Annotated in this window: 13 protein-coding genes; 3 read left to right on the top strand and 10 right to left on the bottom strand. The window is 67.0% G+C overall.

Features of this window, described 5'->3' with window-relative positions; translation table 11 throughout:
- Positions 1-53: 53 nt before the first annotated feature.
- From smc to coaD, 6 genes are all read right to left on the bottom strand, one after another.
- Positions 54-3,665: a chromosome segregation protein SMC gene (gene smc, locus AC1DDG_RS02045; protein ID WP_476874766.1), complete on the bottom strand. Its 3,612-nt coding sequence runs from the start codon at positions 3,663-3,665 to the stop codon at positions 54-56.
- Positions 3,666-3,775: 110 nt separating this feature from the next.
- Entirely contained in the window at positions 3,776-4,735 is a 960-nt protein-coding gene (gene mutM, locus AC1DDG_RS02040) for a bifunctional DNA-formamidopyrimidine glycosylase/DNA-(apurinic or apyrimidinic site) lyase (RefSeq protein WP_230116817.1), read from the bottom strand.
- Positions 4,736-4,742: 7 nt separating this feature from the next.
- Positions 4,743-5,462, bottom strand: a complete 720-nt coding sequence (gene rnc, locus AC1DDG_RS02035) for a ribonuclease III (RefSeq protein WP_230116818.1) — start codon at positions 5,460-5,462, stop codon at positions 4,743-4,745.
- A 21-nt stretch (positions 5,463-5,483) separates the two neighbouring features.
- Positions 5,484-5,687: a 50S ribosomal protein L32 gene (gene rpmF / locus AC1DDG_RS02030; protein ID WP_009356569.1), complete on the bottom strand. Its 204-nt coding sequence runs from the start codon at positions 5,685-5,687 to the stop codon at positions 5,484-5,486.
- Positions 5,688-5,723: 36 nt separating this feature from the next.
- On the bottom strand, positions 5,724-6,248 hold the full coding sequence (locus AC1DDG_RS02025) for a YceD family protein (RefSeq protein ID WP_230116819.1): 525 nt from the start codon (positions 6,246-6,248) through the stop codon (positions 5,724-5,726).
- A gap of 190 nt (positions 6,249-6,438) precedes the next feature.
- Complete coding sequence (coaD, locus tag AC1DDG_RS02020) at positions 6,439-6,939, bottom strand: pantetheine-phosphate adenylyltransferase (RefSeq protein WP_230116820.1); 501 nt, start codon at positions 6,937-6,939, stop codon at positions 6,439-6,441.
- Between the two features lie 92 nt (positions 6,940-7,031).
- On the opposite strand from coaD, the gene AC1DDG_RS02015 reads away from it, so the two are divergent.
- Together AC1DDG_RS02015 and AC1DDG_RS02010 are read left to right on the top strand one after the other, a co-directional pair.
- Positions 7,032-8,240, top strand: coding sequence for an aminotransferase class I/II-fold pyridoxal phosphate-dependent enzyme (locus tag AC1DDG_RS02015; protein ID WP_230116821.1), 1,209 nt, complete (start codon positions 7,032-7,034; stop codon positions 8,238-8,240).
- Positions 8,241-8,263: 23 nt separating this feature from the next.
- Entirely contained in the window at positions 8,264-9,028 is a 765-nt protein-coding gene (locus AC1DDG_RS02010) for a spermidine synthase (protein WP_290369692.1), read from the top strand.
- Positions 9,029-9,031: 3 nt separating this feature from the next.
- On the opposite strand, the gene rsmD is transcribed toward AC1DDG_RS02010, so the two are convergent.
- The 4 genes from rsmD to AC1DDG_RS01990 are packed head-to-tail and all read right to left on the bottom strand — an operon-like array spanning position 9,032 to position 14,052.
- Positions 9,032-9,637, bottom strand: coding sequence for a 16S rRNA (guanine(966)-N(2))-methyltransferase RsmD (rsmD, locus tag AC1DDG_RS02005; RefSeq protein ID WP_230116823.1), 606 nt, complete (start codon positions 9,635-9,637; stop codon positions 9,032-9,034).
- A gap of 60 nt (positions 9,638-9,697) precedes the next feature.
- Positions 9,698-11,953 (bottom strand): ATP-dependent DNA helicase RecG, encoded by a 2,256-nt coding sequence (locus AC1DDG_RS02000; RefSeq protein WP_476874765.1) that lies wholly within the window; start codon positions 11,951-11,953, stop codon positions 9,698-9,700.
- 34 nt (positions 11,954-11,987) lie between these two features.
- Complete coding sequence (locus AC1DDG_RS01995) at positions 11,988-13,004, bottom strand: DAK2 domain-containing protein (protein ID WP_230117040.1); 1,017 nt, start codon at positions 13,002-13,004, stop codon at positions 11,988-11,990.
- Positions 13,005-13,026: 22 nt separating this feature from the next.
- Positions 13,027-14,052: a thiamine-phosphate kinase gene (locus tag AC1DDG_RS01990; protein ID WP_476874764.1), complete on the bottom strand. Its 1,026-nt coding sequence runs from the start codon at positions 14,050-14,052 to the stop codon at positions 13,027-13,029.
- A gap of 100 nt (positions 14,053-14,152) precedes the next feature.
- Here AC1DDG_RS01990 and AC1DDG_RS01985 point away from each other — a divergent pair, with 100 nt between their 5' ends.
- Positions 14,153-14,701 carry a DUF3515 family protein gene (locus tag AC1DDG_RS01985; protein ID WP_476874763.1) on the top strand — a complete coding sequence of 183 codons (549 nt, stop codon included), beginning with the start codon at positions 14,153-14,155 and terminating at the stop codon, positions 14,699-14,701.
- Positions 14,702-14,709 lie beyond the last annotated feature (8 nt).

Here is a 14,709-nt window from a genome sequence, read left to right as displayed (position 1 = left end):
AGCTTCTCATAACACCGCGCGGCGCTGCGGGCGGTCCGGGCCTGTCCGTACAGCTAGACGTCGGCTCCCAGGCGCTGGCTGATCACAGTGGACACGCCGTCTCCGCGCATGGTTACGCCGTACAGCGCGTCCGCCACCTCCATGGTCCGCTTTTGGTGTGTGATCACGATGAGCTGGCTGGATTCGCGAAGCTCTTCAAAGATCGTAATGAGGCGGCCCAGGTTGGTGTCGTCCAGCGCCGCCTCCACCTCGTCCATCACGTAGAACGGCGAGGGCCGGGCTTTGAAGATCGCCACCAACAGCGCTACCGCCGTCAGGGACCTCTCACCGCCGGACAGCAGGGAAAGCCGTTTGATTCTCTTGCCCGCCGGCCTCGCCTCGACCTCGATGCCTGTGGTGAGCATGTCGCCGGGATCAGTGAGGACCAGCCGGCCCTCACCGCCCGGAAATAGCCGGGCGAAGACCCGGACGAACTGCGCCGACGTATCGGCGAAGGCCTCCGCGAACACGCGCTGCACCCTGTCATCGACTTCCTTGATGATGTCCAGCAGGTCCTTCCGGCTGGACCTGAGGTCTTCCAGCTGCGTGCTCAGGAACTGGTGTCTTTCCTCCAGCGCCGCGAATTCCTCCAGCGCCAGCGGGTTGACCTTTCCCAGGGACGAAAGGTCCCGTTCCGCTTTGCGGAGCCGCTTTTCCTGCTCTTCCCGCACAAAGGGCTTCCCCTCCACCACGGGCTTGCCGTCGTCATCGACGGGCGCCCGCAGCTCCGCCCATTTGTCCGTGGACCCGCCCGCCGGCAGCGGAACCGGCCGGTCCGGGCCGTAGTCCGCCACGAGCTGGTCGGTCGTGAGCCCCAGCTCTTCGACCGATCTGTTCTCCAGCACCTCAATCCGCAGCCTTTGCTGGCTACGGGCCAGCTCGTCACGGTGCACCGAATCCGTCAGTTCCGCAAGCTCCCGGGCCAGGGCGTCGTTGGCGGTCCGGACCTCGGCCAGCTCACGGTCCCTCTGCTCCCTGTTTTGCTCGGCAATATCGCGTTCCCGGGCAGCCAGTTCGACCGAGATGTCACTGAACCGGATCGTGTGCGCCACCGCATGGGACACGGCAGCAGCCCGCCGTGCCTGGACCCTGCGGCGGCGTGCCCGCTCGGCGGCCTCCTCGCGGGCCCGGCGTTCCGAGGCGGCCGCGCGTTCCAGCGACGTTGCGCGGTTGCGGATAGCGGACAGCTGCTCCTCGGCGCTGCGCAGCGAGAGCCTGGCATCCATCTCGGTTGAACGCGCCAGGGTGGCAGCCTCGGCCATGGCGTCCCGCCGCCCGGTGGACGGCTCTTCCTCGGCAGGTGCCTCCTGGGCCGCAGCCAGCCGGGCGGCGATTGCGGTGAGGGCTTCCTGCTCGGTCACGATGTTGGCTTCGGCCCGTGCCAGCGACGCGGCCAGCCGTTCGCTCTCCCCCACGGCGCTGCGCAGGACCGAATTCAGGTGGCCCAGCCGTTCCGCCACGGCCGCGAGCCGCGCGTCGGAGTCATGCAGCCTTTCCAGTGCCGAGTCAGCCCTGTCCTGCGCCGCGGACCGGCGGGACTCCGCGCCCGCCAGTGCGAAACGGCATTGCTCCAGCCCTGCGGTGACCCCGGCAAGCCGGGACGCGGCGTCGTCGACGGCGGCCTGCACCTCAAGCAGCGACGGCGCCTTGGCCGAACCCCCGGTAACGGTGAGTGCCGTGAACACGTCGCCGGCGAGGGTGACGGCTGTCAGCCCGGGCCGTTCGCCAATCAGGCCGGCCGCGGAGTCCAGGCCATCGACGACGGCCGTCGACGCCAGCAGCCCGTGCACCGCCGCTGCGGCGGCGCCGGATGCCGACACGAGCTCCGTCGCCCATCGGGCACCCTCCGGCAGCGTGCCGGACCCGTCCGGCAGCTTCCCGGTGCCGTCCGGCGAAAAGCCCGCCGGCTTTGCCTGATCTTCAAGCAGCAGAGTGGCGCGGCCGGCGTCGTCGTCCTTCAGGAGCTGCACCAAGGCAGCCGCGGCTGCGCCATCCCGGACAACAACGGCATCCGAGGCAGTGCCAAGAGCGGCTGCAATGGCGGTTTCGTAGCCGGGTTCGACCGTCAGCGCCGACGCCAGCGATCCCACGACGCCGGGCAGCCCGGCCGCGAGGGCGTGCCCGGACCCGTCCTTGCGGTTAAGGCCCAACTGGAGCGCATCCCGCCGGGCCCGGAGTGCATCTCGCTCCCGCACGGCCTCCCGCTCGGCGCTCCGGAGGGATTCGATTTCTGCGAGAACGGCGTCCAGCACCGCAGTGGCGTCCTCGTACTCGGCGTCGAGGGATTCCTCGCCGTCCTCGACTCCGGCAACCTGCGATTCAAGCGCCGTGAACTCGGACTGGGCCAGCTTCCTGCGCTCATCGCCTGCAGCCTGGGACTCGCGCAGCCGGCCCACTTCTGCCTGCGCCGATTCCACCCTGGACCTCGCCGCCGCCACCTGGCCGGCAAGCCTGGCCAGGCCTTCTCGCCGGTCGGCAGCGGCACGGAGGGCGGCCGTGAGGCGCTTTTCCTCGGCAGCAGCGGCGCTTTCCGCCTCGCTTTTCGCGGCGGTGGCGGTCGCCAGAACGTCGCGCCTGGCGACGATTTGCTGCTCAAGTTCGGCATGCTCGGCCCGCACGCGGGCCGCCTGCCTTTCCAGCTGGTCGGGGTCTCGGCCGGGATCGGGTGCCGCGTCCGCGGAGCCCAGCAGCCGGCACCGTTCCTGCGCCAAGGAACCGAGCGACCGCAGCCGTTCGCGGCCGGCCGACAGCTGGTACCACGTGTCCCGTGCAGCATTCAACCTGGGGGTTGCCTCGGCAGCGAGCTGTTCCAGCGCGGCCTGTCGCTGACGGCCGGTTCCCAGCTCGTTCTCGACGACGGCGCGCCGCGTCTTGAGCGCGGTTTCGTCGGCGACGTCCTGGGCCAGGGTGTTCTGAAGCCGGACGAGGTCGTCGGCCAGCAGCCGGGCACGGGCATCCCGGACCTCGAACTGGACTGTCTGGGCACGCCGCGCAACTTCCGCCTGCTTGCCCAGCGGTGTCAGCTGGCGCCGGATTTCTCCTGTCAGGTCGCTGAGCCTCTGCAGGTTGGCCTGCATGGCCTCGAGCTTGCGGACGGTCTTTTCCTTGCGGCGCCGGTGCTTGAGGATGCCGGCGGCTTCCTCAATGAAACCCCTCCGGTCTTCGGGTGTGGCGTGCAGTACCTTGTCGAGCTGCCCCTGGCCCACAATGACGTGCATCTCGCGTCCCAGGCCGGAATCGGACAGCAGCTCCTGGATGTCCAGGAGGCGGCAACCGGCGCCATTGATGGCGTACTCGGAACCGCCGGTGCGGAACAGCGTCCGGGAGATCGTCACTTCGCTGTATTCGATGGGAAGCGCGCCGTCGGAGTTGTCGATGGTCAGCGAGACGTGCGCGCGCCCCAAAGGCGGGCGGCCGGAGGTGCCGGCGAAAATCACGTCTTCCATCTTGCCGCCGCGGAGCGTCTTGGCTCCCTGTTCGCCCATGACCCAGGCCAGCGCATCCACCACGTTCGATTTACCCGAGCCGTTGGGCCCCACCACCGCGGTGACTCCGGGTTCAAAGTCGAAGGTCGTGGCCGAGGCAAACGACTTGAAGCCCCGGACGGTCAGACTCTTGAGGTGCAAGGTATTTCGGATCTCCTGAGTGGCGGCAGCGGCTGCGTGTCCTGCCTAAATGTACTGCCATAAGGGCCGGAATCCGCGGATTTACGGCCTTTTGTGCCCGGAGACAGCGGTCACCAACGGCCGTTTCGGGGCCTCGGCTGGCACACCGGACAGGTGTAGGAGGAACGGTTCATGAACTGCTCGCGTTTCATGAGACTGACAATGCCGGACTCCGCGCACCGGCGGCATTCCTCCCCTTCCCGGCCGTACGCGTTGAGGGAACGGTCAAAATAGCCTGAGGCGCCGTTAACGTTCACGTACAAAGAATCGAAACTGGTGCCGCCTGCCGCGAGGGCGTCGAGCATGACCTCGCGGGCTGCAGTGAGGACCCGCTCGGCGTCCGCCCGCCGGAGCTTGTCCGTGGGGCGCGCGTAGTGAAGCTTGGCGCGCCACAGGGCTTCGTCTGCGTAGATGTTGCCGATCCCGGACACCAGGCCCTGGTCCAGGAGTGCCCTCTTGAGACCTGTCCTGCGGCTCCGCAGCCTGCGATAAAAGTCGTCGAAGGAAAAGTGCGGGTCCAAGGGGTCGCGCGCAATATGGGACGCTTCCTGGGCGACAAGGGGCATCGGCACCTCGGCCAGCCCGCCCGGGCCGGCGTCGTCCGTCGGGATGAGCGACGTGACGAACAGGCCGCCGAAGATCCGCTGGTCCACAAACCTGAGTTGCCCGGGCATCCCGGCCCGCGGGCTCAAGTGCAGCCGCACCTTGAGGTGCTTCTCGTCCGGCACGTCGCTGTCCTGCATCAGCAGTTGGCCGCTCATGCCCAGATGCGCCATCAGGGCAACCTGGGGCAGCACTGAAGGGTCGACCGAATCAGCGCCTTCGCCCTGCAATGGCATCCACAGGAATTTTCCGCGGCGGACCACGTCAAGGACCGTCGCGCCTTCAAGGTTCCCGGCAAAATCCTCAGGTCCCAAGGCGTGGCGACGCACGGACCTGGGATCCAAGACTTCGACGCCGGTGATGGTCCGGCCGAGAACCCAGTTCACCAGGCCGCGGCGGACCACCTCGACCTCGGGGAGTTCAGGCACCGCGCACCTAGCTGCCGGCGGCAGGTTCCGAAGGAGCTTCCGCCGTGTCTGCGCCGGAAAGCTTGCGCCAGGCGTCGGCTGCAGCTTCCTGCTCCGCTTCCTTCTTGGAGTGGCCCGATCCCTTGCCGTACGGCGTGCCGCCAATCTGCAGCTCTGCGACGAACGTCCGCGCGTGGTCTGGACCAGACCCTTCCACGGCGTAGTAGATGCTGCCGAGCTGACGGCCGGCAGCCAGTTCCTGGATGCTGGTCTTCCAGTCGGTGCCGGCCCCGAGGGCGGCTGCATCCTGCAGGAGCGGACCGATCAGGCGCATGACAAGCTGGCGGGCGGTCTCGATGTCGTTGGACACATAGGTGGCACCGATGAGCGCCTCCATCGTGTCAGCGAGGATCGATGCCTTGTTCTTGCCTTCGGTGAGCTTCTCGCCCTGCCCCAGGTAGATGTAGTCACCAATGCCCAGGCTGCGTCCAATGCCCGCAAGGGCACGGGTACTGACCACGGCCGACCGGCGCTTGGCGAGGTCGCCCTCGGGCAGCGTCGGGTTATCGCGGTAGAGCGCATCGGTTACTGAGAAACCCAAAATGGAGTCCCCCAGAAACTCGAGCCGTTCATTGGTGGGTATGCCCCCGTTTTCGTAGGCATAGGAACGGTGTGTCAGAGCAAGACGAAGCGTCTCGGTGTCAATGGAGACACCGAGACGCTTCAGAAGCTCTTCAGTTGAAGACATCCTGGTCAGCCTGTGGGCCGATTAGACGTCTGCGACCTTGCGGCCCTTGTATTCAAGGAACAGCGCGGTGCCAGCCGAGTCGGTGACGACCTTTGCCTGGTGCGGCAGGCTGTAAGTAACCTGGCCGTTCTCGACAGTCTTCACCAGGTGGGGGGCAGTCGCCTTCCACTGGGAGCGGCGGGCGCGGGTATTCGAGCGAGACATTTTCCGCTTCGGGACAGCCACGGCTAACTCATTTCTCTCTAGAAAAACACTTACAAATCAATTTTGCCGGTCAGGCTTAGCCAAGTCAGCTAGGGCAGCCCAGCGAGGATCTACGACCTCGTGGTGATGCCCCGGCTCGTCTTCCAGGCGCACTCCACATTCGGAGCACAGGCCCTGGCAGTCTTCCCGGCACACCGGCTGGAACGGCAGCATGGTTACAACTGCGTCCCGCAACACCGGCTCAAGATCGATTAGATCGTGCTCGATTCGATATTGCTCTTCTTCGTCTTCTCCGTCGGAGAACTGGGCGCCCTCGTAGAAGAAAAGTTCTTGCACATTGACTTCGAGGTCATACGCAAGGGGATCCAGGCATCTGCCGCATTCGCCGGTCACTTCGACGATAACGGTTCCGGATACCAGAATTCCTTCGTGTACGGCCTCAAGCCTCAGGTCAAGCTCGATGTCCGAGCCTTCCTGAACGCCAATGAGCGCCACGCCAAGATCACCTGGCGCGGGCACATGTTCGGTGAGCGTACGCATGCTCCCCGGACTGCGTCCGAGGTCCTTGACATCAAGCATCAAGGGCGAACTAGCATCTCGTTTAATGAGAACTCCTGTTGAACATATGACCGACGTATTATCTTAGCCTGAAGTCCTCGGGGGACTCAAACCGGAGGCCGGCCCCGGCAAAGCGGAGGAGCTAAGGCCAGCCGCCATGCGACCGGGAAAAGCACCACACAACCGGCGGAAAGCCGGAATGTACCGGTCAAGCCTACCCTCTCGACGGCTGGCCCGGGGCAGGCCCACCCGCGACAAGCCGTTTCAGGACGGACCGGGGCACATATTCGGCCACGTTCCCGCCCAGGGTGAACACTTCCTTGATCAGTGTCGAGGACAGGTGCAGGTAGTGCGCCTCAGCGGGCAGGAACACTGTCTCCACGCCGCTCAGTTGCCGGTTCATGGTGGCCATGGGCAGCTCGTAGTCAAAATCCGAGGACGAGCGCAGGCCCTTGACGATGGCGGACACGCCGCGCTGGCGGCAGTACTCGGCGAGGAGGCCTTCACCGACAGGCTCCACGACGATGCCACGCAGGGAGGCCAGCGTCTCCTTGGCCATCTCGATCCGTTCCTCCAGCGTGAACCGGTACTTCTTGGCGTAGTTGGTGGACACGGCCACGATCACTTCGTCGAAGAGGCTCGCGGCCCTGGCGATGACTTCAAGGTGTCCGTTGTGGATGGGGTCGAAGGAGCCTGGGCATACGGCGCGTCTCATGCTCCGAACCTACCGTATGTCCAAGCCGGGATACCATGACTGGATGCATCAGCCGCGCAGGAAAGTGGGCTGACCGGACAGGCGGGAACGTAATGGCAGAGACACTTCCGGCGCCCTGGCAGCGGGCGGCCATGGGGGCGAACCTCCTGGCTTCCGACGGAACCCTGGGCGTCACGATCTTCGAAGAAATGACCACTCTGGCCGTCCGGACCGGCGCCATCAACCTCGGCCAGGGGTTCCCGGACGAAGACGGCCCCGCGGAAATCAAGGCAGCCGCCCAGGCGGCGATCGCCCAGGGCTCTAACCAGTACGCACCGGGCAAAGGCATCCCCGAGCTGAGGCAGGCTGTCTCCGCCCACCAGCAGCGCTTTTACGGACTGGCTCCGGATCCGGACACCGAGGTCATCGTCACTACGGGCGCTACCGAGGGTATCGCCGCATCGCTGATGGCGTTTGTGGGCCCCGGCGACGAGGTCCTGACCTTTGAGCCCTTCTACGACTCCTATGGCGCGATTATCGGCCTTTCCGGTGCCACGCATGTCACGGCGCCGCTGCTCGCCCCTGACTTCATGCCTGACCTCGCGGCACTCGAAAATGCGTTCAGCAGCCGCACCAAAGTGGTGTTGCTCAACAATCCGCACAACCCCACCGGCGCCGTCTTTCCGGCGGACGTCCTGCAGCGCGTGGTCGAACTGGCCCGGAAGTATGACGCCCTCATCGTCACCGACGAGGTCTATGAGCACCTCACGTTCGGCGTCGGCCACATCCCGGTGGCAACCCTGCCGGGTGCCGCGGAGCGGACCGTCACCATCTCCTCGGCCGGCAAGACCTTCTCCTTCACCGGCTGGAAGGTTGGCTGGCTGAGCGGGCCGGAGCACCTCGTGTCTGCCATCCGGACCGTGAAGCAGTTCCTCACCTACAGTTCCGGCACGCCTTTCCAGAGCGCGATTGCGGCCGGGCTGGGGCTGCCCGACGCGTTCTACGACGGCGTCGCCGCCACGCTGGGAAAGAAACGCGACATCCTGAGTGACGGTCTCAGGGCGGCGGGCCTGGACGTGTTCACGCCGCAGGGCACGTATTTCGTGAATGTCGACACGTCTCCCCTGGGGATCAGTGATTCCGTGGAACTCGCCCGGCGCCTGCCTGAGCTCGTGGGCGTGGCCGCCATTCCCGTTCCTGTGTTCTGCCACCCCGAGGGGGCCGAGCGAACGAGGAGCCTGCTGCGGTTTGCCTTCTGCAAGAAGACCGAGGTCCTGGAAGAAGCGGCCACCAGGCTGGCGACCTTGCGGGACAGGCTCTGACGGTGGCGGAAGGTCACTCGCCGGTGTCGCGTTTTCTCCGCACCACCGGCCAGCATGCCGTCATAGAACCGGACCCGTTCACTGACGGCGGCTTCGTGCTCAGCATCGGCGGGGCCGAGCAGTCACACGTCGACCTGGCGGACCCGGAAGACATCTTCTACGAGTACCTGCGCCGGATCGGTCACATGGTGGACCTCGCGGCGCCCTGGGGGGAGGCGGTCACTGCCCTGCATCTCGGAGCCGGCGCGCTGACCCTGGCCCGGTACATCCAGGCGACCCGCCCGGGATCCGTGCAGTACGCAGTGGAGCTTGAACGGGAGCTTCTGGACTTCGTGCTGGAGCAGCTACCGCTGCCCGAAGGCACCGAACTGCACACGGTTATCGGCGACGCCCGCGAAGCGCTGGCGGAGCTGCCCGCGGACCTGCGCTTTGACGTCGTCATCCTGGATATCTTCTCCGGCCCCGACGCTCCGGAACATATCGCCTGCCAGGAGTTCTATAAGGAATGCGCGGCACGGCTGTCGGCGCGCGGCGTGCTGATCGTGAACGTCGGTGACGAGCCTGGCCTGACCCTGGTCCGCAGCCAGGTCGCGGCCCTGCGGCGTGCCATGACCGATGTGGCCGCCTTCGCCGAAGCCGGCATGTTCACCGGCCGGTATCCCGGGAACATCATCCTGGCCGGCACGCAGAAGCCATGGCCGCCCGAATGGACGGCCGCCCTGACAGCCCGCGGGCCGCACCCGGCCAAGGTACTGGCGGGAGTCGACCTGGATCAGCTGTCAGGCTGAGGCTCAGTCCTCTGCCTCCGGAACGACGTCCACCTGGTGGTCGCTGACGGGCTCGGCGAACCACAGCCGGGTTTCGCCGTATTTCTTCTCCGCGAAGCGTTCCAGGGCTGCAGGCCAGAACGGCTCCGGCGTCCTTGACGACCTTTCCACCACCACCACCGCGCCCGGCGCCAGGTGGCGGGCCAGTTTCCCGAGGACTGCGGCCAGGGCCGGCTCGTCCAGCGGGTACGGCGGGTCCAGGAAAACCACATCCCACCGGGTTCCATCAGCCGTCCGCTCCAGGAACGACTCAACCCGCGAGCGGTGTACGGTGACCGTCTTCCGGCCCAGCACACCGTTGATCAGGTCCGCATTCCGCTGGCACACGGCGCTCGCCCGGTCGGCAAATTCGACGAGGTCGACAGCCTGGGCGCCCCTGCTGGCGCTCTCCACGCCCAGTGAGCCGGAGCCCGCGTACAGATCGAGCACGCGGGAGCCAGCCAGCACATCGAAGGCGTCCAGCCGGGAGAACAGGGCTTCCTTAACGCGGTCGGTGGTGGGACGCGTCAGCGAACCCGGCACGCTGACCAGCGGCGTTCCTCCCGCAGCCCCTGCCACGATCCGGCTCATGCCGCCGGCCCCGCTTCCGCCCGGCGTGCCGCTGCTTGGGGTCCCAGCGCATCGGTGCTGCTAGCCACGTTCAAGGAACGCCTCCTTCTCGGGGTTCAGGTAATCGTCGATGGCCTCCGCCAGTGCCGGGTGGTCCGCGAGCGACGGGTCGCTGCCGACGATGTCCTGGGCGTCCTGCCGGGCGCGGGCGATGATGTCCTCGTGTTCCAGCACTCTCAGCAGTTTCAGCGTTGACCGGCCGCCGGACTGGGACGCGCCTAGGATGTCGCCCTCCCGCCGCAGTTTCAGGTCCTCCTGGGAGAGTACGAACCCGTCTGTGGTGGCGGCCACGGCATCCAGCCGGCGGCGGCTGGGGTGGCCGGGTTCAAGCGTGGTGACGAGCAGGCAGGTTCCCGGCAGCCCACCGCGGCCCACCCGTCCGCGCAGCTGGTGGAGCTGCGAAATGCCGAACCTGTCCGCGTCGAGGATGACCATCAGGGTGGCGTTGTGCACGTCCACACCCACTTCGATCACGGTGGTGGACACCAGCAATTTGGTCTCGTTGGCCGTGAACGAGGCCATGGTCTCTGACTTCACGAGGGGATCCTGGCGCCCGTGCAGCGGTGCCAGCGGCACACCCGCCAGGGCCGGTTCCTCGCGGAGATGTTCGACGACGCCTGTCACCGAGGCCAGCTCGCGTGCGGCACCGTCCCCCTCCAGTTCCCCGGCGCCGGGTTCCGCTTCGCCGGGACTGAAGTCGCCGTCGTCGTCCGTTCCGATCTTGGGGCACACGACATAGACCTGGTGCCCGGCGTCAATCTCTTCCCGGGCCCTCGACCAGATCCGGCCTGCCCAGCCGGGGTTCTCCGCAAGGCCCACCACGTGCGTGCTGATGGGCGCCCTGCCTGCCGGCAGCTCGTCCAGCACGGACGTTTCGAGGTCACCGAAGACGGTCATGGCCACCGTCCTGGGGATGGGGGTGGCGGTCATGACCAGCAGGTGTGGGGGCTTGCTCGCCTTCGCGCGCAGGGCGTCGCGCTGTTCCACGCCGAAGCGGTGCTGCTCATCCACCACGATGAGGCCGAGATCGTAGAAGGAAACGTTGTCGCTGAGCAGGGCGTGGGTGCCGATGACGATGCCGGCGGTGCCGGAGGCGGCGTCGAGCAGCGCCTGCTTGCGGGCGGCGGTGGGCATGGAACCGGTGAGCAGGCTGACCTGGACCGTGTGGTCGCCCAGGCCGCCCAGCAGCCCGTCGGCGGCCAGCGGCCCGAGCGTCCGCCGGATGGAGTCAAAGTGCTGCGCTGCGAGGACCTCCGTGGGTGCCAGCAGGGCAGCCTGTCCCCCGGCGTCGACGACCTGGAGCATGGCCCGCAACGCCACGATGGTCTTGCCTGATCCCACCTCGCCCTGCAGCAGCCTGTTCATCGGTCCGTCCTGTGACAGCTCACCGGAGAGCGTCTTGCCCACGGCGGCCTGTCCGCCGGTGAGGGTGAACGGCAGCTGGCGGTCGAAGGCAGCCAGCAGTCCGTCGGGCAGGGGCCGGCGGGCTGTTGCTTCCTCGGCGGCGAGCTGGGCGCGGCGCCGGGCAAGGGCAGACTGGAGCACCAGGGCCTCCTGGTACCGGAAGCGGTCCCGGGCGCGCTGCCAGTCCACAGGGGTCTGCGGCGCGTGGATCAGGCGGTAGGCCTCCGCGACGGGCAGGAACTTCTCGCGCGCAGAGATGCCTGCGGGCAGCGGGTCCGGCAGGTCATCCAGGTCAACGGTGTCCAGGAGCGTCGCGATCACCTTCTGGATTGACCAGCTGGTGAGTTTCGCGGTTGCCGGGTACACCGGGATGGGCATGGCGGCCAGTTTTTCCGGATCCATCCCCGGAGTGTCCGGGTCCTCGTCGAGCAACAGGAAATCGGGGTTGGTCAGCCCCAGCGATCCGCCATAGCGGGTCACCTTTCCGGAGAACATGGCCCGGCGGCCGGGCTGGAGTTCGGTTTTGGCCCGGAAGCCGTTGAAGAAGCTGACTTTCAGGGTGCCCGGCAGGCCGGCCCCCGCAGACCGGACTGAGTTGCCGGCACCGGCGTCGTCGGAGATCACGACGTCGGTCAGGGAACCGCGCCGGGCTCGCATCTGCCGGGTGCTGTTCGAGACGACCCTTGCGATGAGTGTCACTTCCTCGTCCAGGGGAACCTCGCTGATGGGCGTGAGCTCACCCCGGCTCAGATAGCGGCGCGGAAAGTAGTTGAGCAGGCCGCCAACCGTGGTGATCCCCAGGTGTTTTTCGACGACGGCTGCGGAGCGTTTGCCCATCCGGCGCTCCAGGCCGAGTTCAAGCTCGGTGTTCATCTTTCCTCTGCGTTCATCGGCCCTCTGTGTTTCATCAACCCTCGAGGCTCCGGACATCAGCCTCCACCGGGTTGGGGTCTCGTGGCAGTGCCAGCTCGCTGACTGTTACGCCGGTGGGCTCGCCGAGGGAACCGATCATCTCCAGGGCGGGACCTGGCTCCAGGACGTGCACATGGACCCGCCAGCGGTACCGGCCTTCCTGATCCGGAGACGGCCCCACCTGGCTCATGATCACAGAATCCCCGAGCTCGTCGAGGCGCTGCCTGAGAGTGGCCGCGTCCAGCGGCGACAGGCTGATGGTGCACATGACCTCCACGCCGTCGTCATCCGGCAGGTCCGCGTGGATGTGGGGGTCCTGCACGTCGTAGCCGTGCAGGCCGTCCAGCAGTTCACTCTGGAGTTCCCCGCCGAGTACCGCCGACCGCAGGCAATCAAGGATCAGCAGCATCCCCACGCCGCCGGCGTCCACGACGTGGGCGGCCTGCAGGGCATCGAGTTGGCCCTCGGTGCGGACGACGGCCTCGAGTGCTGCCTCAACTGCGGCGTCCAGCACCAGGCCCAGGGCGTGGTTGCTGTCATTCCCGTTCTGGGCGGCGTCGACGGCGGCCGCTGCCCGGGCGGCTGCCTCCATGACCGACAGCATGGTCCCGGGCACAGGGTCGCTGAGCGCCGACCAGGCCCGGATCTGCGCCCGGTTGAGGGCCGCGGCCAGCAACGTGGCGGTGAGCCGCATGTGCCCCGACAAGGGCTCGGCGGCGGCGCACAGGAAAACCGAGAACAGTGTGCCGGAGTTTCCCCTGGCCTGCTCCATCGCGGCCTGCCCGGCTTTGGCGAGGACCGCACCGACGTCGTTCTGGGCCGGGACCAGCTGAATGCTGGCCCTCTGCGACGTTTCCGGCGGGGACTCCTGAAGCGCACGGGCCGCTGCCCGGACTGTCAGGTAAAGGTTGGTGCCGGTGTCGCCGTCGGCCACCGGGAAGATGTTGATCGCATTGAGGCGGTCACTGTGGTTCCCCAGGGCTGTTTCGGCCTTGCCCAACCACCGCTTCATCGCTTGCGCGTTAGCGGCAATCTTAGTCTGCAAAGTGATCCCATCCCACGGAGTCAGCGGGCCGTCCCGCGATCGTAACGCCCGCCGCTTCATTCGAACCGCGGGCCTGTACTGAGCCTATCCCAGTGAACCCGGGAGGCAGCTGAATGTCCGCGGGGAATGTAGCAAGCAGGCCGTGGTCCTCTCCGCCGCCCAGCACCCACGCCAAGGGATCGGCCCCCAGGAGCGCGGCGGCCGGCCGCAGTGACGCGGCCAGCTGCTTCAGCTTCCCGGGATCAAGGTCCAGCACGACGTTGCTCGCAACAGCGAGCCGGGTGCCGTCCCGCACGAGCCCGTCCGAAATGTCCATCATGGCGGTGGCTCCTGATGTCCGCGCCCCTGGCCCGGCATCAAGGGGCGGCTCGGGGCGGCACTGGAGATCCAGGAACAGCCTCAGTTCCGGGGCCAGCGATGCCACAGGGTGGTTCGACTCCAGGAGTGCGAGCCCCGCAGCGGCGTAGCCGGCATTGCCGGCAATGGCCAGAGTGTCACCGGCCGTTGCCCCGGACCTCAGTACGGGCAGACCTCCGCTGAGCGTGCCGAGAACCGCCACAGTGACGGACAGCTCGCCCCCGCGGCCCAAATCGCCTCCAGCGACAGAGCATGATCCTGCCCCGAGCTTTCCGATGGCCGCGGCCAGCCCGTCCGCCAGGTCCTCGATCCATTCAACCGGAGTGTCGGCCGGCATGGTGAGGCTGACCACGAGCGTGGTTGCGGTGGCGCCCATGGCATTGATGTCGCTGAGGTTCTGGGCTGCCGCCTTCCACCCCACGTCGTAGCCGGTGGTCCGATAGCCGTTGTTCCACTGGAGCCGGAAATCCTGGTCCTGTACCTGGGTGTCGATGCTGATGACTGTCCGGCCGTCCGGCACGGCAACGATGGCGGCATCATCGCCAGGACCCAGGAGAACGGCCGCGCTGTGCACGGCGTTCAGCTCCAGCCGCGGGAAGATCCGCGTGAGCAACTCGGCTTCGGACAGTTCGGCGACAGTCAGTGGTGATTGGGGCACGCCACTACGCTACCGCGACGGGACGACATTGTTTCCCGGCATCCGGGGCGCCGGTGACCTCACGGCAATTCGGGTCCTGACTCCGGGATAGGGTTAACGCATGCACTGCCGCCGCACGCCTGGATCAGCCCGAACAGCCCGAAACCTTCGGGTCCCCGGACCGGCCAGCCGGCCCGGCACCTGGTCAGTTCTGGCCGTGGCTTCAGCCGCCGCCCTTGCGCTGGGCGGCTGCTCCCCCGCCGTCGATGTTGCGCCCGCCGCCGACGCCGCGAACCCGGCCTGCGCTCCCATGATGGTGGCACTCCCTGACGCCATTGGCGATGCCCGCCTCCGCAAGACAAACAGCCAGGCGACGGCCGCATGGGGTGATCCCTCCCAAGTGATCCTGCGGTGCGGAGTCAACGTACCCGGGCCCACCACGGACCGCTGTGTCAGCGTCAATGACGTCGACTGGGTCATCAAGGAGGGCAATCCCGTGTGGACATTGACCACCTTCGGCCGCGAACCGGCCACGGAAATCCTGATGGACCCGAACAAGATCAGCTCGGCGACTGTGCTGGCCGACCTCTCCGGGGCTGCCGGGAAAATCAAGGCAAGCCGCAACTGCGTTGGCCAGGAAGACCTTCAGGACCTGCCCACCAGCAAGTAGGTCCCGAC

The organism is Arthrobacter sp. 10L430 (assembly GCF_056395245.1).
The sequence above is the reverse complement of the archived record's forward strand: the minus strand, read 5'-3'. Positions and strand labels throughout refer to the sequence as shown.